At 59.0% G+C, this 23,934-nt stretch carries 20 protein-coding genes, 1 tRNA gene and 1 other RNA gene; 9 read left to right on the forward strand and 13 right to left on the reverse strand.

Annotated features, from left to right (window positions below):
- The first annotated feature begins 299 nt into the window (after positions 1-299).
- Positions 300-3,443 (forward strand): S8 family serine peptidase, encoded by a 3,144-nt coding sequence (locus tag ACQR35_RS09140; RefSeq protein WP_430269839.1) that lies wholly within the window; start codon positions 300-302, stop codon positions 3,441-3,443.
- A gap of 124 nt (positions 3,444-3,567) precedes the next feature.
- Here ACQR35_RS09140 and ACQR35_RS09145 read toward each other — a convergent pair whose 3' ends face one another.
- From ACQR35_RS09145 to ACQR35_RS09155, 3 genes are read right to left on the reverse strand one after another with little or no spacing between them, the layout of a single operon-like run.
- Complete coding sequence (locus ACQR35_RS09145; protein ID WP_430267409.1) at positions 3,568-3,924, reverse strand: serine protease inhibitor; 357 nt, start codon at positions 3,922-3,924, stop codon at positions 3,568-3,570.
- 8 nt (positions 3,925-3,932) lie between these two features.
- The gene (locus ACQR35_RS09150) at positions 3,933-4,862 is read right to left on the reverse strand and encodes a 3-methyladenine DNA glycosylase (protein WP_430269859.1); all 930 of its coding nucleotides are present in this window, start codon (positions 4,860-4,862) and stop codon (positions 3,933-3,935) included.
- 32 nt (positions 4,863-4,894) lie between these two features.
- Positions 4,895-5,470, reverse strand: a complete 576-nt coding sequence (locus ACQR35_RS09155; protein WP_430267410.1) for a hypothetical protein — start codon at positions 5,468-5,470, stop codon at positions 4,895-4,897.
- 87 nt (positions 5,471-5,557) lie between these two features.
- Here ACQR35_RS09155 and ACQR35_RS09160 point away from each other — a divergent pair, with 87 nt between their 5' ends.
- The gene (locus tag ACQR35_RS09160) at positions 5,558-5,782 is read left to right on the forward strand and encodes a hypothetical protein (protein ID WP_430267411.1); all 225 of its coding nucleotides are present in this window, start codon (positions 5,558-5,560) and stop codon (positions 5,780-5,782) included.
- Positions 5,783-6,114: 332 nt separating this feature from the next.
- Here the strand turns inward: ACQR35_RS09160 and ACQR35_RS09165 are convergent, their stop codons facing one another.
- The gene (locus tag ACQR35_RS09165; RefSeq protein WP_430267412.1) at positions 6,115-7,506 is read right to left on the reverse strand and encodes an MBL fold metallo-hydrolase; all 1,392 of its coding nucleotides are present in this window, start codon (positions 7,504-7,506) and stop codon (positions 6,115-6,117) included.
- Between the two features lie 200 nt (positions 7,507-7,706).
- Here ACQR35_RS09165 and ACQR35_RS09170 point away from each other — a divergent pair, with 200 nt between their 5' ends.
- Positions 7,707-7,964 (forward strand): metal-sensitive transcriptional regulator, encoded by a 258-nt coding sequence (locus tag ACQR35_RS09170; protein WP_430269840.1) that lies wholly within the window; start codon positions 7,707-7,709, stop codon positions 7,962-7,964.
- Positions 7,965-8,060: 96 nt separating this feature from the next.
- On the opposite strand, the gene ACQR35_RS09175 is transcribed toward ACQR35_RS09170, so the two are convergent.
- Positions 8,061-9,356 carry an aspartate kinase gene (locus ACQR35_RS09175; protein WP_430267544.1) on the reverse strand — a complete coding sequence of 432 codons (1,296 nt, stop codon included), beginning with the start codon at positions 9,354-9,356 and terminating at the stop codon, positions 8,061-8,063.
- Between the two features lie 212 nt (positions 9,357-9,568).
- Positions 9,569-10,576, reverse strand: a complete 1,008-nt coding sequence (locus tag ACQR35_RS09180; protein WP_430267414.1) for a YeiH family protein — start codon at positions 10,574-10,576, stop codon at positions 9,569-9,571.
- An 83-nt stretch (positions 10,577-10,659) separates the two neighbouring features.
- On the opposite strand from ACQR35_RS09180, the gene ACQR35_RS09185 reads away from it, so the two are divergent.
- Positions 10,660-11,619 carry a LysR family transcriptional regulator gene (locus ACQR35_RS09185; RefSeq protein ID WP_430267415.1) on the forward strand — a complete coding sequence of 320 codons (960 nt, stop codon included), beginning with the start codon at positions 10,660-10,662 and terminating at the stop codon, positions 11,617-11,619.
- Between the two features lie 10 nt (positions 11,620-11,629).
- Here ACQR35_RS09185 and recR read toward each other — a convergent pair whose 3' ends face one another.
- From recR to ffs, 3 genes are all read right to left on the reverse strand, one after another.
- Positions 11,630-12,229 carry a recombination mediator RecR gene (gene recR, locus ACQR35_RS09190; RefSeq protein ID WP_430267416.1) on the reverse strand — a complete coding sequence of 200 codons (600 nt, stop codon included), beginning with the start codon at positions 12,227-12,229 and terminating at the stop codon, positions 11,630-11,632.
- A gap of 42 nt (positions 12,230-12,271) precedes the next feature.
- Positions 12,272-15,127: a DNA polymerase III subunit gamma and tau gene (locus ACQR35_RS09195; protein ID WP_430269841.1), complete on the reverse strand. Its 2,856-nt coding sequence runs from the start codon at positions 15,125-15,127 to the stop codon at positions 12,272-12,274.
- Between the two features lie 42 nt (positions 15,128-15,169).
- Positions 15,170-15,266: signal recognition particle sRNA small type (gene ffs / locus ACQR35_RS09200), an RNA gene on the reverse strand.
- Between the two features lie 386 nt (positions 15,267-15,652).
- Here ffs and ACQR35_RS09205 point away from each other — a divergent pair.
- The 4 genes from ACQR35_RS09205 (at position 15,653) to ACQR35_RS09220 (ending at position 18,704) form a co-directional block, all read left to right on the forward strand.
- Positions 15,653-15,740 (forward strand) — tRNA-Ser (locus ACQR35_RS09205).
- A 193-nt stretch (positions 15,741-15,933) separates the two neighbouring features.
- A complete protein-coding gene (locus ACQR35_RS09210) occupies positions 15,934-17,073 on the forward strand; it encodes a M23 family metallopeptidase (RefSeq protein ID WP_430267418.1) in 1,140 nt (379 codons plus the stop codon).
- 57 nt (positions 17,074-17,130) lie between these two features.
- A complete protein-coding gene (locus ACQR35_RS09215) occupies positions 17,131-17,616 on the forward strand; it encodes a glutathione peroxidase (RefSeq protein WP_430267419.1) in 486 nt (161 codons plus the stop codon).
- A 143-nt stretch (positions 17,617-17,759) separates the two neighbouring features.
- On the forward strand, positions 17,760-18,704 hold the full coding sequence (locus ACQR35_RS09220; RefSeq protein WP_430269842.1) for a phosphodiesterase: 945 nt from the start codon (positions 17,760-17,762) through the stop codon (positions 18,702-18,704).
- Here ACQR35_RS09220 and ACQR35_RS09225 read toward each other — a convergent pair.
- From ACQR35_RS09225 to arsB, 4 genes are all read right to left on the reverse strand, one after another.
- Entirely contained in the window at positions 18,682-20,157 is a 1,476-nt protein-coding gene (locus ACQR35_RS09225) for a stealth family protein (RefSeq protein ID WP_430269843.1), read from the reverse strand. The two genes, ACQR35_RS09220 and ACQR35_RS09225, sit on opposite strands and share 23 nt — an antisense overlap.
- A gap of 366 nt (positions 20,158-20,523) precedes the next feature.
- On the reverse strand, positions 20,524-21,873 hold the full coding sequence (locus ACQR35_RS09230) for an FAD-dependent oxidoreductase (RefSeq protein ID WP_430269844.1): 1,350 nt from the start codon (positions 21,871-21,873) through the stop codon (positions 20,524-20,526).
- A gap of 76 nt (positions 21,874-21,949) precedes the next feature.
- A complete protein-coding gene (locus ACQR35_RS09235) occupies positions 21,950-22,360 on the reverse strand; it encodes an arsenate reductase ArsC (protein WP_430267425.1) in 411 nt (136 codons plus the stop codon).
- A 13-nt stretch (positions 22,361-22,373) separates the two neighbouring features.
- Positions 22,374-23,417 (reverse strand): ACR3 family arsenite efflux transporter, encoded by a 1,044-nt coding sequence (arsB, locus tag ACQR35_RS09240; protein WP_430269860.1) that lies wholly within the window; start codon positions 23,415-23,417, stop codon positions 22,374-22,376.
- Positions 23,418-23,581: 164 nt separating this feature from the next.
- On the opposite strand from arsB, the gene ACQR35_RS09245 reads away from it, so the two are divergent.
- On the forward strand, positions 23,582-23,932 hold the full coding sequence (locus tag ACQR35_RS09245) for an ArsR/SmtB family transcription factor (protein ID WP_430267426.1): 351 nt from the start codon (positions 23,582-23,584) through the stop codon (positions 23,930-23,932).
- Positions 23,933-23,934 lie beyond the last annotated feature (2 nt).

Below are 23,934 nucleotides of genomic sequence, written 5' to 3' on the forward strand. Positions count from 1 at the left end.
GCGGGCGGTGCGGAGCGAAAACTCGGCTCCGCCCGCACCGTATTTAATGACCTCCGCCCGCACCACATTTAGGGAGTTCTGTCGAGTCACATGGCCCTTGGTGGAAATAATAAAAACAAATGATTGTGAAGTATGTCATAACGGCCTGTTGCTCTGTACGCTGGGGAAGTGTTGCGTGTGACAAGCGTTACAAACGCTGTCATGTGGCACGTTACCCGGCTGATGTGCCGGGAACACACCCGTGAAAGGTTCAATCACTCGTGAAATCATCAGGAAATAGCTTCCTTCGAAGCGGGGGAATGAGGAAGGTAGCGGCTCTGACCGTTGGTCTTCCTCTTCTGCTCTCGACGGTTGCGCTCACTCCCGCCCAAGCCACTCCCCAGGCCCCAGCAGTCACCGTTGCCCACCAGAAAATCAATCCCGCCGATTACCCGGCTGGCCGATACATTGTTGTTCTCGCTGAAAAGCCGGCCGCAACGTACACCGGTGGCACGGCAGGCTTGCCAGCCACGGCACCCACCAAGGGTAAAAAGCTGGACGCTAAGCGCCCCGAAGTTCAGAAGTACCAAGCTCACTTGGAACAAAAGCAGAACAGTGTTGCCAAAGCTGAGAACATTCAGATCAAGCGCCAATTCACTGCGGCCTTGAATGGTTTCTCCGCGGACCTTACGGCAGACCAGGCAGTAAGCCTCGCCAAGGACCCCACTGTTTTGGTGGTTGCTCCGGACACCGAGCACGCACCGGATTACTCCACCACTGACTTCTTGAAACTCAGCGGAGCACAAGGCACATGGAACACCCAGTATGGTGGTACGGCGAACGCTGGTAAGGGCGTTGTGGTTGGTGTGATTGACTCCGGTTACACTCCCTCCAGCGCCTTCTTTGCTGGTGATGACGTCAAGCCGCTCACCGGTGATGCCAAAGTTGGCGAGCCGTACCGCACAGCAGATGGCAAAATCGCCATGCTGAAAGCCGACGGCGACACTTTCGTGGGCGAATGCCAGACTGGTCAGGACTTTGACGGCTCAGCCTGTAACACCAAGGTGCTCAGTGCCCGCTACTTCGCTGATGATTACATCAAATACGTTGCACCCGAACACCGCGCACCTGAAGAGCTCCTCTCTCCGGTGGATGTGGGAAGCCACGGCACACACACGGCCAGCACCGCAGCAGGTAACGCCAACGTGCGCGCCAACTTGGGCGCCCGCGATATGGGAATCACCGGTGGTATTGCCCCGGCTGCGAAGCTCTCCGTTTACAAGGTTTGCTGGGAAGACGATGACCCGGCAACGGGTGGTTGCTACAGCTCAGCATCAGTGGCAGCCATCAACCAAGCCATCCTGGATGGTGTTGACGTACTGAACTACTCGATCTCTGGTAGCACCAACACCACCACCGATCCGGTTTCTTTGGCGTTCCTCTCCGCCACCTCCGCCGGTATTTTCGTAGCGGCCTCGGCCGGTAACTCCGGTCCCACGGCGAGCACAGTGAATCACGGGGCACCGTGGCTGACAACGGTGGCTGCAAGTTCCTTCACCTCGGAACTTCAGGGCACCGTTGAATTCGAAGACGGCACTAAGTTCCGTGGTGCTAGCCTCATGGCGCACAACGTCCCGGCGAGCAACCTCGTTTTGGCCGCTAACGCAGCCGCAGCCGGTGCAGCAAGCCCCGCGCTGTGTGGTCCCAACACACTTGACCCGGCCAAAGTCACCGGCAAGATTGTGGTTTGTGATCGTGGCGTAGTGGACCGTGTTGCCAAGAGCGCCGAAGTAAAGCGCACCGGCGGTGTGGGCATGATCTTGGTCAACCTGACCACCTCCTCCGAGGATGTTGACGAACACTCAGTACCCACCGTGCACGTCAACCCGCCGGCCACCGAAGCCATCAAAGCCAAGCTCGCGGCCAACCCCAACATCAAGGCTGCCCTGGTCAACAAGGACACCACCGGTCTTCCTGCAGAACCGCAGCCACAGATTGCTGGATTCTCATCACGCGGACCGCTCTCAGCCTCCAACGGTGATTTGCTCAAGCCCGACGTCGCTGCTCCCGGTGTTGCAGTTCTTGCAGGTGTTTCTCCGATCGGCTCCAACGGTGCCAGCTTCGGCATGATGTCCGGTACGTCCATGGCGTCACCGCACGTTGCCGGCTTTGGTGCTTTGATCCTGTCCAAAAACCCACTCTGGTCCCCGGCCACGGTGAAGTCCGCAATGATGACCACTGCTGGTGATCTAAAGAAGGCTGATGGCACCAAGGATGGCGACTTGTTCGCTACCGGTGCTGGCGAAGTTGATCCTGCCAAGGTGCTCAACCCCGGCTTGGTTTACGACGCTAACGATGAGGACTACCTCAAGTTCATCCAGGGCACCGGCGTGGACTTGGGTATCCCAGGTTTGGGCAGCACCGCAGCTCGTGACATGAACTTGCCGTCCTTTGCACTGGGTAACCTCAACGGCAAAATTGAGGTCACGCGAACCGTGACGGCTCTGACCCCAGGTTTGTACCGCGCCACGGTTAACGTTCCGGGTATCAAGGTGAAGGTCACCCCGTCTGTGCTGAACTTCAATCAAGCTGGCGAGAAGCGCACCTTCAAGGTCAGCTTTGAGAACAACGGTGCAGCCTTTGGCAAGTACGCCATGGGTCAGTTGGTTTGGCAGGGTGCTGGTAAGAACGTGACTAGCCCTATCGCCATCCAGCCTCAGGCAGTCTCGGCTCCTGAGAACGTTTCGTTCTCCTCCACCGGTGGCACTGGTTCCGGCACTATCCCGGTAACTTCTGGTTCCAACTCTCCGATCGCCATCACCTTGGACGGTTTGTCCAAGGCTGACTCCTCGGCCACGGAATTGGTTCCGGGCCCGCTGGCACTTGAGACGAACGCTTCCAACTTTGCTAAGGAAGTTACCGTTCCGGCTGGCTCTCCGTTGGCCAAGTTCTCTGTGTTCTCCTCGGATGACACGGCCGACTTTGATCTGGTGGTTTTTGACCCGTCCGGTCAGCCGCTGCTGGCTCAAACGGCCTCGGCTAGCGAGTCGCTCTCGGTGGCAAACCCCAGGCCGGGAACGTACACCATGTTTGTGAACCTCTATGCAAGCCCCAATGGCCAGCCCACCAAGGCTTCTGTTGATGCTGCAGTATTGGGTGCCAACGTTGGCAACGCAACAGTGACGCCGAACCCGCTCTCGCTCAAAAACGGTAAGAGCAGCAACCTGACCTTGTCGTGGAAGAACTTGGCAGCTGGTTCTTACATTGGGCGGCTCACCTATGCCGGGTCGGCAGTTGAGACCTTTGTGAGTGTTGTGGTGACTCCGGGCGGAACTGCTGTTGTTCCGTCTGATGAAGAGTCAGGCACCACGCCCGCTCAGAAAGACAAAGCAGACAAAGTGAAGAAGGAAAAGAAGAAGCGTCAGTCTGAGGAAGTCAACAACGGACCGAGCCTGCTCAACTAGTAACCGTCTAGTCCCTGCAGTCCCCGCACTCTAGGGCAGAGACAAAGGGTCCAAAGGAACATTGTTCCTTTGGACCCTTTGTGTTCCTTGACAAACTTTGCCAAGTACCGCCGATGCCTTACAGCTAGCTGTTTCCGCCCGACTGCAGCAGCGGGGCAAGAGCCTTCCAACGGGCAATCTCACAACCGTCGGTTCGGGTGAAGGTTGAGTTGACGTCTCGGCCGTTAAAGCTGCCCGTTACGGTGGCTACGGCGGGACCGCCGTACTGCTGCGTGCACAGCTTCGGCGGACCAGGCTGCGGAAAAAAGATCTCATCGCCAAAACGTACGACGGCGTTAAGCGCCGCGGGCGGGTCGCTCACCGTGCACTCCGGTGCCGGAGCGCCGTCGGCCGTTGTGAGAAGCCGGAAAACGTACTCCGGTGCGCCGGGCGCCTCAACGAGGGTCACCGTCAGGTCAATGCTGGGGGATTCGTGTGGCACCGGAACTCCTAGTTGGTGGGGACGGAGCTGCTGGGTTCGAGCCTACGCGCGAAGGGTTCAAGCGCGGCCAAAAGTTTTGCCCGCAGCTGGGCGGATTCCTCGGCGAAGCCACGTTGCAATGCCACGTAGCTGGCTTTTCCTTCCGCCGTTTCAATCCGGATGGGCGGGTAGCCCCAGTCTTGGAGGTCGTAGGGGGAGGCTTGCATGTCCATGGCTCGGATGCGCCAAGAGAGCTCAAAACAATCCATCACCAATTCGCTCGGGAGCAAGGGCGTAAGTTTGTAGGCCCACTTGTACAGGTCCATGTTGGCGTGGAGGCAGCCGGGTTGTTCCATGGTGCGCTGGTTCTCACGGCTGAGTGTGAGCTCGTTGCGGGGGATCGCGTCTGGTGTATAAAAACGGTAGGCGTCAAAGTGTGTGCAACGGATTTTGTTCTCTTCAATCACCTGATCTGTGCCGGTGCTGCCCAGACGAAGGTTGAGGTATTCGTGGCGGAGATCGAACTTGTCTTGCCGGTACACCATGGCCCATTCGTGCAGGCCAAAGCACCCAAATTGGGCCGGCCGTGCAGCGGTACCGGCGAGGATAATCAGCGCAAAGGCCACGGCCTCGCGACGGTCCTTCAGGAACTTGTCCACATCCACAGTGACACCTTCAACAGCCGCACCTTCACTAGCCATCTCGCGGAGTTCCTCTGCTGTGGCTGGGCGGTAATACTTCCACGCTAGACGCTCTTGCGCTTGCGGCCCGGTGAGCACCACACCAGCACCGGGGTGCCACCGCGAGAGTTGGCCCGGTTTCTGTGTGTAATACGTAAAGAGAAAGTCCTCAACAGGGTGCTTTTGCCCGGCGGAACGGCGCGCAAGGTACGGCTTGGCGTACCGGTCCACGCGGTCTTGGTGTGCTTGTTCAGCCGCAAGCCAGTCGTGTGGGGACATTACTTCGCCAGATTTCAAAAGGTTATTCTGCACTACACCGCTCCGCCTCGGCCGAGGAGAGGTTCCATGGCTTTCCACGCAGAAATACCGCAGCCGTCCTTGCGGTTGTAGGACAGATTAACTTCGGTTCCGTTGACAGTGCCTGTGATAGTTGCGGTCTCGGGACCCGAAATATTCTGCGTGCAGGCAACGTTTTTTGACGTGATCCGTGGCACGAAGTAATTGGCATGGTCCTTGACCAAGGTGCACGCGCTCGCAGGGTTGGAAACCGTTGACGGTTTTGAGCTGGACACCGCGCCGGCAGAGCATTCAAGAGTACTAACCACCGCAGTGGCATTAGCTTGGGGCACAAGGGTGATAGTCAATGATGCATCGCCAGGACCACTCGGCGGAGTGGCCACAGCCCCGGTAGGGGGAGTGCTTTGAGAGATTGAACTTCCAGGGGTGGACGGGTTGGAGGTACCACTTGCCGAGCTGGTGGCGCTGGGCGCGGGAGTCGTCGTTGTACTGGCTGTGGGTTGGCTAGTACCGGGAGTTGCGCAAGCGGAAACAGTGGTCAAGAGCAACACTGCAGTGAGCGTCGTTGCGGCGCGCAATTTACGGGTCATGGCTCCGGGCTCCCTTCAGGTGTAGTTCTAGTTTAGTCGCGGTGCCAAAGTAAGCTGGAGGGAGTCAATTACTCGAGGAGAGAAGCGATGGAAAAGGAAAATTTTGCTCGGCGTTTTATGCGCAGCACGGACAAGCTACGCCTCATTTTTGGGCCTGCCAACCGCAGTTCCTTGGATCACGAGATGACTGAGGAAAACAAACGTCTCCTCAAACAGCGCGAAGCCGAAACCCAGCAGTGGGAAACCATCACACGTCCTGACGGCAGCACTTATGTTGTGCCCAAGAATCCCGGGGACCAATCTCTCCGCTAGCAAACGGTCAGCGAGTGACTCGCAAATGCTAAGTGACCCACAGGGGCTTCGGAGAATCAATTCTCCGAAGCCCCTGTGTTTTAGAAGTAGGGTTTAGCGTCCAAAGAGTTTGGCAAAGAAGCCCTTATTGGTGGACTTCTCGTTTTCGTGGCCACGGCAGCGCTGAGATGCCGGTACGCCCTTCATCACCTGGTCAACGTGCTGACCGCAGCCCGCCCAGGTTGTTTTGTTGCACTTCTTGCAAGTTACTGCACGGCACATTTGATGGCTCCTTAGATGTCTTTGGGAAGTTCCTTGGTTATTCCAAGGGGACTGGTTTTTTGGTGAAAGGGTTAGAGCGATTGCTGCCAAGCGGACCAGCCGGCATAACTGCCGTCTAGTTCGGTGACGTTGTATCCGGCCCGGCGCAAAGCGCTTGCCGCAACGGAATTCCGGACCCCGCTCTGGCAGTACGTGACGATAGTTCCCTCGCGAGGAAGTTCGTCCAAGTGCCACATCACGCGACCACCGCTGAGCTGGTAGGCGCCGGGGATATGGCCAGCGGCGAATTCAGTGCGATTGCGGACGTCCAAAACCACGGCGGAATTGAAACTCCCCAGCTCTTCAGGACGAAGCAGCGGCGGGATGCTTTGCGGCAAACCCTCAAGGTTTGTCACAAAACCACCAACATTATCGATCCCAACTCGGACTAAGTGATCCCACATTTCCTGAGCCACCGTTTGGCTGGAGGCCAACAGCACTAGCGGGTTTTTATCCGTTTCGGGATTCACTACCCAAGCGCCGAAGCTCGCTGTGGACTTTCCGGCCGGGATGTTCAGGGAATTGGTAACGGTGCCTTTGTGGACCTCGTTGTTAGCGCGAGTGTCCACAAAAATGATGTTCCCCGCGGCAAGATCCGCTGAGACGTCGGCAGCAGAAAGCTCGGGCAGTGGCGCGCGTTCGCCCATAACGGCCGGGCCCTCGCGATTTTCACGTTTCATCCGAGCGAAGTAAGCGTGGGCATCAGGCTGCCCGTCGAGAAGCTCATTGATAAAACCCTGCTCGTCATTGTTCTCGAGGTAAGGGCCCCACCATGCGTAGAGGCGTTCGTATCCAACGGTCGACGACGGGATGGCGCCTAGAGCTTTACCGCAAGCGCTTCCCGCGCCGTGGCCTGGGTGGACCTGGACGTGGTCGGGCAAGGTGAGGAATTTGTCCCGCAGACTAGTAAAAAGCTGCTTGGCACCTTCAAAGCGTGTGTCCACGCCGCCGGCAGCTTCGTCCAAAAGGTCAGGCCGGCCTAGGTCTCCGGAGAAAACAAAGTCTCCCGAGAGCAGGTAGCCGGGGTGATTAGCGAACGCGCCATCGGTGACCAGGAAGGACAAATGCTCAGGGGTGTGGCCGGGGGTGTGTACAGCCTTGATGATGATGTTTCCCAAGGGGATTTCGTCGTCGTTATTGAGGCGTTCGGCCTCGAAGCCGTACTGCCAATCGACGCCACCCTCGCCCGAAACGTAGGCGGTGGCCCCGGTGGCTGCGGCAAGTTCTCGGGTGCCGGAGAGGAAGTCCGCGTGGATGTGCGTTTCAGTCACGGCAGTGATTTTCATACCGTTTTTGGCCGCGAGGTCTTGGTAGACGGCGATGTCGCGGCGGGGGTCCACCACGAGGGCTTCGCCCTTCGCCTGGCAGCCGATGAAGTAGCTCGCTTGGGCGAGGTCTTCGTCGTAGATGCGCTCGAGCAACATATCGCTCTCCTTTGTTTGGTTCCCGGGTTTGGCGGTTGAGATGTGTCCGCCAAGGTGGGGTCTCTACGTCAAATAATAATACCCTAGGGGGTATCGAGCAAATGCAGTTTTGTGACGAAGCGAAGGCGGTCATGGAGTCGCCGATAATACCGGCAGGGGTATAGGCTTAATGTTAGAACACCGCCACTTTGGGAGATCCTATGGAACTTGATGCAACAGACCTGACCCCCGTGATTAACCGCCTCAAGCGCGCTCAAGGGCAGCTTGCTGGGGTGACTCGCATGCTGGAAGAGGGCCGTGACTGCAAGGACATCGTCACTCAGCTCGCCGCTGTATCCAAGGCTCTGGACCGCGCAGGATTTGCGGTCATCGCCAGCGGTCTGGAGCAATGCCTGCTCCGCGGCGACGAAAGTATGAACACCAAGGACTTGGAAAAGCTCTTCCTCTCGCTCGCATAGCGCTCGTGGTGAGCGGAAGGCGACCCTTAACTAATCGGGCCCCGAGACAAAGTGTCTCGGGGCCCGATTTCGTTTGGGATGTCAGCTCAGTGAGCCTTAGCGGCCGGTGCCGCCATAAACCGTAGCTTCGGATTCGCCGTCGAGGTCAAATGCCTTGTGGATGGAGCGCACTGCGGCATCAAGGAGGTCGGCCTGGGTTACCACTGAAATGCGAATTTCCGAGGTGGAGATCATGTCGATGTTGATGCCCGAGGTGGACAGCGCCTCAAAGAACTTGGCCGAAACACCAGGGTGGGAACGCATGCCAGCACCGATCAGTGACAACTTGCCGATCTGATCGTTGTAATCGATGCTCTCGAACCCAATTTCCGGCTGGGCCGCGCGCAGAGCGTCCAGGGCGTCGGCACCCTCAACCATGGGCAGAGTGAAGGAAATATCGGTGTGACCTGTGCCCTTGGTGGAGACGTTCTGCACAATCATGTCGATGTTGGAGTGAGCCTTGGCAATGACCTGGAAGATTGCAGCAGCCTTGCCAGGAATGTCCGGAACACCCACAACGGTGACCTTAGCTTCGGAGCGATCATGGGCAACTCCGGAGATGATGGGCTGTTCCAAAGCGACTCCCTCTTCCATGGTGATTTTGTCCTCGGGACTGGGCAGAACCCAAGTTCCCTCAAGTTGGCTAAATGAGGAGCGAACGTGCAGCGGCACACCAAAACGGCGGGCATACTCCACACAACGCAAGTGTAGGATTTTGGCGCCAGAGGCCGCCAATTCGAGCATCTCTTCACTCGAGATGCGCTCAATCTTCTGGGCGCTGGCCACCACGCGCGGATCCGCTGTGTAAACGCCGTCCACATCGGTATAGATCTCACACACGTCTGCATCGAGGGCGGCGGCAAGTGCCACAGCTGTGGTGTCCGATCCGCCGCGACCCAGTGTGGTGATCTCATTCGTGACGCGGCTAACACCTTGGAACCCTGCAACAATCGCCACGTGACCCTTATCCAAAGAGGTACGAACGCGGTGTGGATCAACGTGAATAATGCGTGCTTTACCGTGAATGCCGTCCGTGACCATACCGGCCTGAGAGCCGGTGAACGACTGGGCGGTAGCGCCAAAGTGGTTGATGGCCATGGCGAGCAAAGACATGGAGATACGCTCACCGGCGGAGAGGAGCATGTCCATCTCCCGGGCCGGGGCGTGGTCAGTTACCTGAGCAGCAAGATCAAGCAGTTCATCGGTGGTGTCACCCATAGCCGAAACCACCACAACTACCTCGTGGCCAGCGTTGTGAGCATCAACCACTCGGCGTGCCACTCGCTTGATACCTTCAGCGTCAGCCACCGAAGAACCGCCGAATTTCTGCACAATCAACTGCTTCTCCGGCATTCCTTCAGGCGCGCCGGACTTTGGGCGCAACTGTTGGGAAAGATCGGAACTGGGCAGACTCATGCGTGCACCCTCACTGGTTGGTTGGGGAAAATTCGATAGCCCGGCGGCTTCGCTGACGCGGACGGTTTTTCTGGTGCCAGTTTATCGCCGGGGAGCTGGGGTACGGAATTGTGACCACATGGCAGGACGCATTGGTGACGAGGGCTGTTCTAACGAAGCAAGATCAGCGCCAGAATGGCCATCACTACTGACGCAAGCAAACCCACCACAAGGGCTTTCCAGTTTTGGTAAAACAGCGATTGGACCCTGACTCTGGTCCCCAACGCGAACAATGCCATTGAAAGCAGCACTAGCTGCGCCGTGTCCACGCCATTGGCTAGGGATTGGGGCAATGGTGCAAATGTTTGGATCACCACCGCAGCAAGGAAAGCCGGGACAAACCATGGCATCACCGTGGCGAGTGACCTGTGCGTGCTCGCGCCTCGGTTGGCACGCCATTCGGCCAAGCCCACGAGCGAAATGAGCGGGACGAGCATCAGCACACGGATGAGCTTGATTAGCACCGCAGTCGCCAACGCGGCCGCACCGGCAACATTTGCCGCGGCTACAACCTGTCCGACGTCGTGAACGCTCGCCCCCACCCAGCGTCCGAACCCGGCGCTACTAAGTCCCAGCGGATGCCACAGCAACGGGAGAACGGCCATAGCAGCCGTACCGCAGAGGGTGACAATCGCGATGGGCGGTGCGACGTCGTCGTCGTTGGCTTTGGACACGTGTGCCACGGCGCCGATCGCTGACGCACCGCAGATCGAGAACCCTGCCGCCATAAGTAGCGGCTGTTTGCCGGGGAGCCGGAGCAGCTTGCCGAGTGACCACGTGAGTAGAAACGTCACGCAGAGGATCGAGAGTACGGCCTGCCAGACGGGCCAACCGAGTGCAGCGATGGTGTGCAGGTTCAGTTTAAATCCCAAGAGTACGACGCCGATCCGCATGAAAGTGCTTGCGGCCAGTTCTGTTCCGGGAGCGAGAGTCCGAGTCAGGGCCCGGCGTGTGACTGGGATTTGAGCAAGCAGAATCCCGACGGCGATGACCGCGGTGAGCGCCGGAAGCGCTGGGAAGATTTTGTGCAGCAAGGCGGCGCCGAGCGCGGCGCTTAGTGCAGCCAGGACGCCAGGGGTGACGCTGCGCGCACGGACCCTCATTTGAGGAAAGCTCATATATTGATGCTTCCCGAACTCGTTACTCGCCGGTAGAGGGCCTACCCTTGGGAGGGTACAAGCAATTCTTGTGGGAGGTTTCCGTGTTAGGTCCGCAGGTGCCGAGTCTGGCTGCTCTGGAAACGCTTGTGACAGTGGGTGAATTAGGGAGCCTGTCCCGAGTTGCTGAGCTTTTTGGGGTGTCCCAGCAGGCTGTTTCCTCGCAAGTTCGTTCGATGGAGAAAGTTGTGGGCGCGGAACTGATTGTGCGCTCGCCGCGAGGTTCAGAATTGACCACTTCGGGCGCCATGGTTGCTGCGTGGGCACAGGAAGTGCTCTCTGCCGCGGCCCGGTTGGAAGCCGGGATCGATTCGATCAAGCACCGCGCAGTCCAGCGCCTTGACGTGGCTGCGAGCCTGACGATTGCCGAATATCTTTTGCCTCGCTGGTTGGTAGCCCTTCGCGAGTGGCAAGAAGAACTGGCCGGAGAAGTCACTCAGGTGGGCCTCAAAGCCGTGAATAGTGAGGCTGTTATTTCTTTGGTGCGGGGCGGTGAAGTTCGTTTGGGTTTTCTTGAAACACCGGATCTCCCCACAGATTTGCACACCGAAGTGCTGGGTCACGATTCGCTAGTTATTGCTGTGGCTCCGCGTCATCCGTGGGCTATGCGCAGAACGCCCGTGACGGTTGCTGAATTGGCCCAGACTGGCCTCATCACGCGGGAAGAAGGCTCCGGGACACGCAAGGTCTTGGAGCAGATGTTTGTGAAGGCTGGTTTCTTGGCCGAGGCGGTTGTGCCTCCTCGGCAAGTGCACGCGAGCACTGCAGCCGTGCGGACTGCCATTGCAGCCGGCGTTGCGCCGGGGGTGCTGAGTTCTTTGGCCGTTGAGGACGACCTCACCCTTGGCCGGCTGGTGGTGGTTGAAGTGGCCGGCGTGGACCTCCGGCGCCAGCTCACGGCTGTATGGCGTGGGGGAGCCCGCCCGGTGGAAGCGCCCGTGAGGGATCTGATGCGGTTGGCACGCAGATCCCTTGTGGGGTCCGCCGGTGGAGCGGCTGACTAGCTAACGCCTGCTAATTCAGTGCGTTGCGGCGGCCTTCGAAGGCCCTGCCCAAAGTTACCTCGTCGGCGTATTCGAGGTCTCCGCCCACGGGAAGACCAGAGGCCAAACGCGTAACGGTGATCCCAATGGTTTTGAGCATACGTGCCAAGTACGTCGCCGTGGCTTCGCCTTCGAGATTGGGGTCGGTGGCGATGATGATTTCCTGGATGGAGCTGTCATTGAGCCGGGTCAGAAGTTCACGGATTCGAAGTTGCTCCGGGCCAACCCCGGCGATCGGGTTAATGGCCCCGCCGAGCACGTGATACCTGCCGCGGAAGGAACGGGTACGTTCCACCGCCAGCACATCCTTGGACTCTTCAACCACACAAATGACGCTGGGATCCCGGCGCGGGTCCCGGCAAATGTTGCACAGTTCTTGCTCGGTGACGTTGCCACACACCGTGCAAAACTTCACCCGTTCCTTAACGGTGGTGATCGCCGCAACAAGGCGTTTAGTGTCCTCCGGGTCCGCCTCGAGAATGTGGAACGCCAGGCGCTGCGCTGATTTTGGGCCAACGCCAGGGAGACGTCCAAGCTCGTCAATCAGCTCTTGAACTGCGCCTTCGTACACAATTTCCTCATTCTTCGGGTGGATAGTTCAGCGGGGGAGCTACTAGCGCGGAATAACTGGGCTGCCGTCAAGATTCAGCTGCGCTACAAGGGTTCCGCCCAGAATACGCTCCACAGCGGCCCGGCCAAACAGGCCAGACTCCTCAATAGTGACGTCATCCGCGCTGGTGTATTCGTCTACTAGGCCTTGAGGGGCCGACGCCGTCCGGTTGGGTGCCGCTTGTAGGCGCGCCGCCTGCGCCTCAGGACTGTTGGACAGACGTTGGTAGAGGCTTGGGCGGGGACCCGGGTTACCTGACTCAGGGGTTGGCTCCACAGGCGTTGGCGCCGCCGTGCTTGACGGCGTTGGCGCTGGTGCTGCAGGGGTTGGGTACTGTGCTGTGGCAGGAGCGTAGTTGGTTGTGGCGAGCGGAATTGGTTCCGCGGCGTTTGCTACAGCTTGGGTTCCGACGTTGCTTTCAGTCCCAACTATCCACACGCCGGGCGATTGTTCGCGCGCGCGTTCCCAAGGATCGTCCTTGTTGGGCACGCCTGAGCCGGGGTTGCCCGATTCTTCAAGCTTGGCCTTGGCAGCGGCCAGTTTTGACACGGGCTTGGTGGTTGCCTGCTTAGCCGGTGCCGGTGCCGGTTCAGATGCAGGTTCAGATGCAGGCGCCGGGGCTGATGCCGGCACCGTTGCTGCCGCTTGGCTGGTGGCGAGTGAGCGCGGAGCCGGGGGAGTCCAGCCCTCGGGCGGAAGATCGTCTTCGTTGGGAGGTTCCTCGTCCGCATACGGAACGTCATCGTAGGGGGTTGATGCCCACGATGCTGCTACCTGCGGTTCATCGTCGTCGGCCGCGGATTCTTCGCGTGACAGGGTGCCAGAAGGAGCAGTGGTTTCTGCCGGGCGCTCAACAGCTGCTGCCACTGGCAGCCCCCAATCGTCGAGGACAATCTCGACGGCGGGCGCAGGGTTTGCTGCAGAAGATTCCGGAGAAGGGACTTCTGGAGCAACAGAAGCTGGCTCCACCAGATTCTGTTGAACCGGAGCTGCCGCAACGTTTAGCGGTGCCGCGTCCGCCGGAGCTTCCCGGCTAGCGGGTGCTTTTGGGTTTGGCTCAGAGCTCGATCCGCCGTTGGTAGCGCCGGCGATGGGCGTAATTTGGCAGTCGACTCCAACAACCTGGGAGATGGCTCTTCTCAGGTTCTCTGAATGATCCCCTCGGCTAAAAGCGCCAGCGAGCCCGGAGGTGGTGAACGCTAGCTGCAGCACTTCACCATCGAAGCCACCAACCTGTGCGTTCGGAGCCACCAAGGCCCACGTACTGCGCTTGATCTTGGACAAGGTGTCCAGAACTTCTGGCCAAGCACGACGCATCATCTCAACTTGACCCGAGCCGCCTGCCTGACTGCTGGCAGGAGCCTGAGCGGGTGCTTGAGCAGGTGGCTGAGCGGGCGCCAACTGGGGTTTGTTAGCGGATGCCGCCTGAGCGGAAACCTGAGCAGGAACATGATCCGCGGCCGGGGCAGTCGGCTCTTGAACAACAGGTTTTGCCTCGGCTGCTACTGGTTCTACAACCGCGTGCGCCTGGGCCGACTGCGCAGCTGGAACGTTGGTCTCAGTAGCAGCGTGCGCCTGGACCTCAGCAACTGCGGGATGCTGAACTTCCCGCACTGCCGGGCCCTGACCACCGGACGTTGCTGGCGCTTGTGGTGGCGGAGAAGTGGTGGCGGTTCCGGCGTCGTTCCCGGAAAAAGCCAAACGCCGCTCCAGGCGATCAATCCGCGCAACGGATCCACGTTCACTCTGGTCCGCTCCTGGCAAGAGGATGCGGGCGCAAAGCAGCTCAAGGTGCAAACGCGGTGAGGTGGCGCCGGTCATGTCCGTGAGCGCCGTGTTAGTGACATCTGCCGCGCGGGAAAGCTCAGCCGCGCCAAGATTCTGCGCCTGAGTACGCATACGGGCGATCTGATCCGCAGGCATTCCGCGCAAAATCGCGGCAGCGCTCTCCGGCATAGCCTGAACAATGATCAGGTCGCGGAAGCGCTCCAGCAGGTCCTCAACAAAGCGTCGCGGATCGTGACCGGTCTGAATAACCCGGTCAACGGCGCGGAAAACCGTTCCTGAATCGCCCGCAGCAACAGCATCCACCACGTCATCCAACAATGAGGCGTGCGTGTAGCCAAGAAGCGCGACGGCCAGCTCATAGTTAAGCCCGTCCTCTCCTGCGCCAGCCATCAACTGGTCCAAAACGGAGAGTGAGTCACGCACTGAACCGCCACCGGCTCGGACCACAAGAGAAAGCACGCCCGGGGCAACCGGTACGTTTTCCTGCTGGCACAGCAACTCCAAGTAGGCCATCAGCGGCTCGGGCGGCACCAAACGGAAGGGGTAGTGGTGCGTGCGGGAGCGGATGGTGCCAATGACCTTGTCCGGCTCCGTGGTGGCGAAGATGAACTTGATGTGTTCCGGCGGCTCTTCAACGATTTTCAGCAGAGCATTGAAGCCCTGCGGTGTGACCATGTGGGCCTCGTCGATGATAAAGATTTTGTAGCGGTCCCGCACTGGGGCGAAGGTGGCGCGCTCACGCAGATCACGGGCGTCATCCACACCACCGTGGCTGGCGGCGTCGATCTCAATAACATCTAGGGAGCCTGAACCGCCGCGGGCTAATTCAACGCAGCTGGGGCACTTTCCGCAAGGGGTGTCGGTGGGGCCTTCAGCGCAGTTGAGGCAGCGGGCTAGGATGCGGGCCGAGGTGGTTTTTCCGCAACCGCGAGGGCCGGAGAAGAGGTAGGCGTGATTAACGCGGTTCTTGCGCAATGCCGTCATAAGCGGCTCCGTGACATGCTCTTGCCCGATCACGTCCGCGAAAGAATCCGGGCGGTACCGGCGGTAAAGAGCAGTAGTAACAGTCACAGAGAAAACCCTATCAATCGGCACCGACAGTTTTATAGGGAACTAAAAGACCCCTCATGCACCCGCCAGAGCCCATTTACCCTTGCTACCTTCCGGTCCTGGGGGAGTTCAACAGGATGACGCCACATGAGGGGCCGTCGTCAAGTTTAGCCCAAGATCGGCGGTGGCTCGAATCGTCCGGCCATCCGGCGCCACTCGGGGGAGTGTGTCTCACGGCGCAACGGGGAAGTCCTCCCCATTGCGCTTCAGCTGACACCCTGTCACTATAAATATATCCACCGATTGGGTTTCTGAAACCGGCATAAGCATTTGCCGGGCTGGCCGCGCACTCCTCAAGCGGCCTGGTTGGTGGCGGCACTTGGGGAAAATGGGCGCATTGGGGGCGCCCATTTTGCTGAGATTTTGCTGGGAGTGGCTCATGGAGTCCGGCGCATCAGCGGCTTCAGAGTGTATGCGCAGCTGCTGAATTGGGAAGTGCTGGTAAGTTCCGGTAGTCTAGTATCTGCTTTTGATTCAGAAGCAACTGGAGAATTCGCCTAGCGGCCTATGGCGCACGCCTGGAACGCGTGTTGGGTTCACGCCCTCGGGGGTTCAAATCCCCCATTCTCCGCCAAATGAGGAGCCCCGGACTATGGTTCGGGGCTCCTTTTTGTTTGCCCAATTGCCACAATCCCTTGCATGCTGACGTGAGTCTCGCCACACTGGAAGGGGTGGTTTATCGGCCCCAAGTTGTCAACGTTGGGAAGTCAGCCTTGAGAGGCAAGCACGGGCCAAATGCGGGATTCGTCCGCAAATGGCCCAAAGTCATGGCTAGGTCACTAGGTTCGGTGCTGGCTACCGCATTGCTCTTTGGCGCCCTTGGTTCCGAATCCCCGGCACTCAGTACAAAACCGTCAAGCCTTCAAGCGGTCAACGACGCCGCAACGGTTCCGGTGGCAGCGGGGCCCTATGCGCTGGTCGCTTTTGATCGGTCCTCTATTCAATCGGTCAGTGCCTCTGGGAAGCGCCAACTCAACGTAGCTTCCAAACAACTTCGCCGCCCACCGGTAGGTTCATTCTCAGCCCCGCTCGAAGCTCTGGTTCCAAGTTCTCCGTTCGGCAGCCGGATTAGTCCCATTACGGGTGACCCCACCGAATTCCACTGGGGCCAGGACTATGCTGCGGCCTGCGGAACTCGGGTTTATGCGGCCGACGCCGGTGTGGTGCGGGCGGTTGGTTGGCACTTGTGGGGCGGCGGCAACCGTGTGGAGATTGACCACGGCAATGGGCTGATCACCACGTATAACCATCTTCAAGGGATTGCCGTTCACAAAGGCGATTCGGTGGATGTGGGGCAGGTCATCGCAAAAGTTGGCACCACTGGATCTTCCACGGGTTGCCACTTGCACTTTGAAGTCATCAAAAATGGCAAGCATGGTGACCCGCTCGGCTACAAAATGATCGCCATCAAACAAGTGGACCGCCTTGGCAATATCCCCATGACTGACTACTCGCCAGGAGCCGGGAAGAAACCTGACGCGACTCCCGCTTGGGCGGTCCCGGTCCTAGAGCCGGTGGTGAAACCCAGTACCCCTGGGGTCATCAAAGATGACGACGCCCACCCGAGCGTCCCGCCGAAGACGCCTACAACTGCGCCCACCAATTCGTCCACAGCGTCACCAAGCACCGCATCACCGACTACAAAACCAACCACGACGCCGAGTGCCTCACCGTCCGCTTCGCCCCCCGCCTCACCAACGGCGACATTACCCGGTACTGTCACACCATCAGCAGAACCCACGGACATGCCGTCCGCTACGCCCTCCACATCGCCGAGCACGTCACCCAGCGCATCACCCACGGTTTCGCTGACAGCATCCCCAGTGGATTCACCCACCACGGCACCTAGCGAGTCGACGAGCTCGTTAGAGAGCGCTACGGCTATTGCAACCACACCCACGAAGTAATTCCCAGCTAAAAGTGTTTGGCTTAGGTGAGTAGCTCCATCGACCGTGAGGAAAACCATGACTTCCCTGTACAGCACACCCTTGACTATGAGCGACGGCACCGAGACCACATTCGGACGCTTCGAAGGCAAAGCCGTTCTGGTAGTCAACGTCGCATCTAAATGTGGCTTCACTCCGCAATACGAGGGACTTCAGAAGCTGTACACCACTTACAAGGACCAAGGCCTGGACATCCTTGGAGTGCCTTGCAACCAGTTCGCTGGACAAGAACCGGGCACCGATGAGGAGATCGCAGAGTTCTGCCAGGTCAACTTCGGTGTGACGTTCCCCTTAACTCAAAAAGCCAACGTGCGTGGCAAGGACCAGCACCCGCTCTACGCTGAGCTCACTAAGTTCAAAAACGGCATCCTGCCGGGGCTCATCAAATGGAACTTTGAAAAGTTTCTTGTCAGCCGCGACGGCAAGATCCTGGCCCGGTTCGGCTCAAAGGTGGAGCCGGATGCACCCGAGTTGATCGCCGCCGTCGAAAGCGCCTTGGCATAGAGCCCTAAGGCGAGAATCAATTCGTGCCCCTTTCCGCAACATGCCGGGAAAACTTTGCATGTTGTTTGCCTTTTGTCTGGTTTGATAAGGGTTACTGGGGGTACAGAGGAGACGCCGTCTCTTCACGAGTGCTAAGGGCAGCAATGGAGCTCATCGAGGCCGAACATCCACGGCCACGCCATGTTTTGGTTCACCTCAGCGACACCCACCTGGTGGGCGGTCCGGAAGCTCTTTACGGAGCGGTGGACGCCGAGGGCCGGTTACGGCAGTTGATGGGCGAGTTTCTTGCCTCAGGACTCCGGCCAGAAGCCATCATTCTTACCGGCGATCTGACGGACAAGGGAGAACCGGCTGCCTACCGGAAATTGCGCGGAATCCTTGATCCCGTTTGCCAAGAGTCCGGGGCCCGCCTGATTTTGGCCATGGGCAACCATGACGATCGGGCGAATTTCCGTACTGAGCTCCTGGATGAACCCGGCCACAGTGGCCCGGTGGACGCCGTCTATTCAGTCAACGGCCTGCGGGTGATCACTTTGGACACCACAGTTCCGGGCTTTCACCACGGCGAAATTAGTACCGAGCAGCTTCAGTGGTTGGCCCACGAGTTGGAAACTCCAGCCCCGGACGGCACCATTTTGGCCATGCACCACCCGCCGGTGCCGAGTGTTTTGGACCTTGCAGTTTTGGTGGAGCTGCGCGGCCAGGCAGCCCTTGCAGAGGTGTTGCGGAACTCGGATGTCCGCACCATTTTGGCTGGTCACCTGCATTATTCGACGACGGCGAGCTTCGCCGGCATTCCGGTTTCAGTGGCCTCGGCCAGTTGTTACACCCAAGACCTGACTGTTGCTGTGGGCGGTACACGCGGGCAGGATGGTGCGCAGGCGTTCAACTTGGTACACGTTTACGAGCACACTGTGGTCCACTCAGTGGTGCCACTGGGAAGCAGTGTCACGGTGGGCGAGTATGTGGATGCTGCCGAAACTCAGCGCAGGCTGGCCGCGGCAGGAATTCGGATTCCTGAACGCGCAGCCCAAACTGGCATGATGCGGACGGTTTCTCCCGGGACTAGTTCTCCCAGGGTGCTTTGATCGGGAAGTAGCGTTCCAAGAATTCAACAACCTTTTCTTCGCGTTCATCGGCTGGGACCTCGGGGAAACTGCCGTCATTCAGGCAGAAGAAATCCATGTTCCGCTTGGCTAAGAGCTTGGGCAGATATTTCAGGCCGGAACGCATGGTGGTGTCTACGTACCGAACCTTGGCGTTGGTTTGTGTCACTGCACGCCCGGTGAGCAAGGCGAAGTAGTGGTAGAACGAGTTGGTCACGGAGATGTTGTCAGCTGCACGGAAACGGCTGGCCGCAGTTTTGCGGAACTCTTCGGGGAATTCCTTCTCGATCTGCTCCACGACGCTGCGGCGCAGTGGTGCAGCGGAGTGTTCTAAGTGGCGTGTGGTGATCCGGCCGAAGCGGTTCCAGAGGAGTTTCCGGTTAACCCGGGCCGCGTTTTCAAAGCCGCTGCGCTCGGTGTCGCTCTCACCCAGCCCGATCCGGGTTTCTGCTTCGATGAACTTAGTGATGCCGCCCGGGGTGAAAAACATGTCTGGGCTGATGGGCCGGCCAAAAAACATGTCGTCATTGGAGTACAAGAAGTGCTCTGATAGACCGTCAATTCGGTGAAGCTGGGATTCCACAGCTTGTGAGTTGTGAGTGGGTAGCACCGAGGTGTCTGCGAAGAATTCTTCGCTACGCACAATGGTTACGCCGGGGTGTTCGGCCAGCCAGTGCGGGGCGGGGGAGTCTGTGGCGATGAAGATCCGGCGCACCCAAGGGGCGAACATGTACACCGAGCGGAGCGCGTATTTCAGCTCGTCAATCTGGCGGAAGCGCGCCTCATGATCGTCGCCTTCGCCCACCACTACATCCGTCATCCGTGCTTTGCGTGCGGCTATGTACTCGGGTGAGGAGCCGTCTACCCAAGAGAACACCATATCCACGTCGAAGCGGATGTCGCTCGCGTGATCGGCGAACATATTTTCAATGGTGGGCCAAGAGTGGCCGTAGCGGTCCACGGTGCCGCGAACTGCATCTTGAGCCAGCATGGTGCGCCGGGTCAGGGAGTTTTCTATAGGCAACACCAGTTGCTCGCCTTCAAAGCTCCACAATTCCAGCTGCACACCAAGGGCCGCGCCGTACCGCAGCCCGCCCTTGGGTTCGATGCTGGGCCGGTAGAGGCGGAAGATCCGTGCCTTGGGGTTGGTGGAGAGCTTTCCATCCGCAACGAGCAGTGAGCTTTTTTGTTTGGCATCAACCGTCATCGAGTAGAACGGCTCATTGAGGCAGGCAGCAACCAGCGCAGCACGCATCTTTTTGCGGCTCTTCCAGTCCACTGCGATCACCGGGCGGTCACTGTTGCCACGCACCAAAAGGTACGGCAGATCGGCGTCGGCCAGTACCTTACGAATAAACAGCAGGTCCTCCACCATCGCCTGGTACGGGGTGCGGTCTTGGTTCAGGAGCGAGTAACGCCCCGCGTCTAGAACCACGTCAGTTCGGTTTTTGAGACGGGCACCCGCAGCAGCTGAAATGGGACGGACAAGGTTAGTTTCCTCGTCGGAGGCAGGTCCACCGTAGTGGATTTCTTGCTGCTGCGTGGGCGCGTTAGTGATGGTAAATCTCCAGAAAAGTTGGGGGAGTGTGCTCTTTGAATGATAACCCGGCCCCCTAATCCGATCTCGGGCACGGGGGAACCCCGCGAAACTCTGTGAAACCCCGTTGTCGGCGTGACCTTCCTGCCCAGTTGCTGCGTTGGTGCAAGATTATTTGGCAGCAAATTCCCCTAGATTTCAAGGGTTTGGCCCGCCTGCGGAAAGGGTATTTGGGCAGGAAGGCGAGCAACTGGGCTGGAAGGCCTAGAGGAGGGAGGCCACTGTCACGGCGGCAGGAGCGCAGCAGCTCGACGCCGGCTCTGCCGCTTCTGGTATTGCAGAGCTGGGGGCGTCGCAGCTGGTTCCCGCGCCAGCAGAGCAGACACCGGTTTCCGGTAATTCAAGATGAACAGCGTCCGACGCCGCGTGGTCACCTGCCAGCGCAGCCGCCACTGAGCGGACTTGCTCGTAGCCGGTGGCCAGAAGGAAGGTTGGTGCGCGTCCGTAGGACTTCATCCCAACGATGTAAAAGTCCTTCTCGGGGTGGGCGAGCATTTTGGCGCCATGTGGTGCCACCGTGCCACACGAGTGAAACTCCGGATCAATCAGTGGACCAAGTTGAGTAGGTGCTTCCACAGCCGGGTCAAGGTCTAGGCGAAGCTCGCGCAAGATGTCCAAGTCCGGCCGGAACCCGGTGCACGGGACAACTATGTCCGCTTCCAGAGTGCGGCCGTCCACAGCGTCAATAACAACTCCGTTGTTTACGGTGTTGAGAGAGCGGATGCCAAAGCCGGTGTGCAATTCGATGGTTCCGGCCTCCACCAAGCGCCGCAGGCGTGAGCCTAGCTGGCCGCGGGCAGGTAGGCCATCAGAATCCTCGCCACCGTAAACCTTTTCAGCGGAGGGACCGCGCACTGCCCAGAGGATGGTGGTGTCCGGTTCCTCGCGGACCAGCGCGGCTAGGTTGATCAGGGTATTTGCCGCCGAGTGACCCGCGCCAACCACTAGGACACGGCGAGCAGCAAATGCAGCCCGGTCCCGTCCCACAACGTCTGGAAGGGACGCGGAAATATGCTTGGAAGCTGCGGCTTCGCCTAAGGCGGGAAGCCCCGAGGTGCCCAAGGGATTCCGGGTGGACCAGGTGCCGGAGGCGTCAATGACAGCTGCCACAACATGGTCACGAACACTACCGTCTTGGTCTTCCACCCGGACCACAAATGGTGTGGTCTCCCGGTTGCGGGAGTGTGTTTTGTCCAGCCCCTGACGGGTTACCGCAATCACTTTGGCGCCAGTGTTCAGGCGCGAGGCGATCTCTGGAGTGTTGGCCAGTGGTGTGAGGTAGTTCTCGATCAATTCCCCGCCGTAGGGGAGCGCCGTGGGGCGTGGAGACTCCCAGCCGGTTCCCTCCAAAAGTCGGACGGCAGCAGCGTCAAGGTTGAACCGCCACGGCGAGAACAAACGAATGTGTCGCCATTGTTCAATGGCTGCACCCGCCGTCGAGCCGGCTTCGAAGACAATAGGGTCCAGGCCGCGTTCCAGCAAATGAGCGGCGGCTGCGAGCCCTACTGGACCTGCTCCGATGACGGCGATGGGAACCTGGTTGGCTGACTCCATGATGGTGCCGATTCTTTCTTATGGGGTTGTGTAAAGAAGTGCTGTGTATAGAGGTGGTAGGTACAGAAGGGAGTGGCTAGGCGAGGGAGGCGATGAGGGCTTCGATGCGGGTTTTGATTTCGTCGCGGATGGGGCGAACGGACTCCACACCTTGGCCGGCCGGGTCCTCGAGCTCCCAGTCCTCGTAACGTTTGCCGGGGAAAATTGGGCAGGTATCGCCGCAGCCCATGGTGATAACGACGTCGGACTCCTTAACGGCCTCGGTGGTGAGGACCTTGGGGATTTCGGCTGACATGTCGATCCCGACCTCGGCCATGGCTTCCACGGCTGCCGGGTTGACCTGATCGGCTGGCTGCGAGCCGGCGGACCGGACTTCGATGGTGCCGGCGGAGAGAGTGGTCAGAAACGCAGCTGCCATCTGTGAGCGTCCAGCGTTGTGGACGCAGACGAACAGGACGGACGGCTTTTTGGTGGTTTCAGTAGTCATAATGTTCTCCAAGTTAGAGCTGTGATGTGGTGGGGAAATAACGTTTGCGGGCCCACAGGGCGGCGTAGACAAGGGCCACGAGCACTGGGACTTCAATCAAAGGCCCGACGACGCCGGCCAGGGCTTGGCCGGAAGCCACTCCGAAGGTGCCAATCGCCACAGCGATGGCCAGCTCGAAGTTGTTGCCGGCGGCGGTAAAGGCCAGTGTGGTGGTCTTTGCGTAGCCCAGTTTCAAGAGGCGGCCTAGGAACATACTTGCACCAAAAACCACCACAAAATAGACCAATAAGGGCAAGGCGATGCGGGCTACGTCTAGTGGTTGGGCGGTGATTCTTTGGCCCTGCAACGCGAAGAGCAAAGTGATGGTGAACAGCAGCCCGTAGAGAGCCCACGGGCCAAGTTTTGGGAGGAACGTGTCCTCATACCAGTCGCGGCCCTTAGCTTTCTCACCAAGGGTGCGGGTGAGGAATCCTGCGATCAGCGGGATGCCCAAGAAGATCAGCACCGAGGTGGTGATGGCCCAGAAAGAGAAGTCAGCGCTGGTGGTGGGTAGACCAAGAAGTGCTGGCAGCCACTGGAGGTAGAGCCACCCCAGCGCACCGAAGGCAATGACCTGGAAGATTGAGTTGATAAATACCAAAACTGCTGCTGACTCGCGATCCCCGCAGGCAAGATCGTTCCAAATCATCACCATGGCGATGCAGCGGGCCAGGCCAACAATGATCAGGCCGGTGCGGTATTCGGGGAGATCCGGGATAAAGATCCACGCCAGTGCGAACATCACCGCCGGTGCCACCAGCCAGTTGAGGATCAGTGAGGTGATCATCAACTTCCGGTCAGCTAACACGCGGTGCGTTTGATCAAAGCGGACTTTGGCGAGAACCGGGTACATCATCACCAGCAGACCCACCGCAATCGGCAGGGACACTTGGCCCATCTTGGCTGCTTCAAGTGCCGTGTTTAGCCCGGGGATGAGGTTGCCCAAGAGGAGCCCTAAGGCCATGGCCGCGATGATCCAAACGGGCAAAAACCGATCAAGTGTGGAGAGCTTGCCCACCACGGTAGCTTTGCTGTCTTGAGGTCCGCCGCGCTCACGTGGTGGCGTTTGGGTTGGGATGCTCACAAAGCTCCTGAGTGGATCGGGGTAAATTGATGAAGATCGATATAGGAAGTATCACCAGCTGTATCGATGAATGTCAATATATGTGCATAATGGGAAGCGTGAACACTGTGCAAACTCTTGAGCCTCAGGCGGCGGCTGCGTGCTGTGTGCCCACCGCAAAGCCAGCCTTGAGTGCGGAAGAAGCGCAGCAAAAGGCGCAACTTTTCAAAGCCTTGGCAGATCCCAATAGGTTGCGGCTGCTCTCAATCGTCAAAGCCGAAAGTTCAGGCGAGTCTTGCGTCTGCGACCTCACCGAACCCTTAGGACTGGGTCAGCCAACGGTTTCGCACCACCTTAAAATTCTCGTTGATGCTGGCCTCCTGCACCGCGAAAAGCGCGGAACGTGGGCCTACTACTCCATGGTTCCTGGCGCTATGGAAAGCGCTGCCGGCATACTCGCCACGCTATAAAC

Origin of the sequence: Pseudarthrobacter sp. J1738 (assembly GCF_050490315.1) — a bacterium.
In the GTDB taxonomy this organism is placed as follows: Bacteria; Actinomycetota; Actinomycetes; order Actinomycetales; family Micrococcaceae; genus JBNPEO01.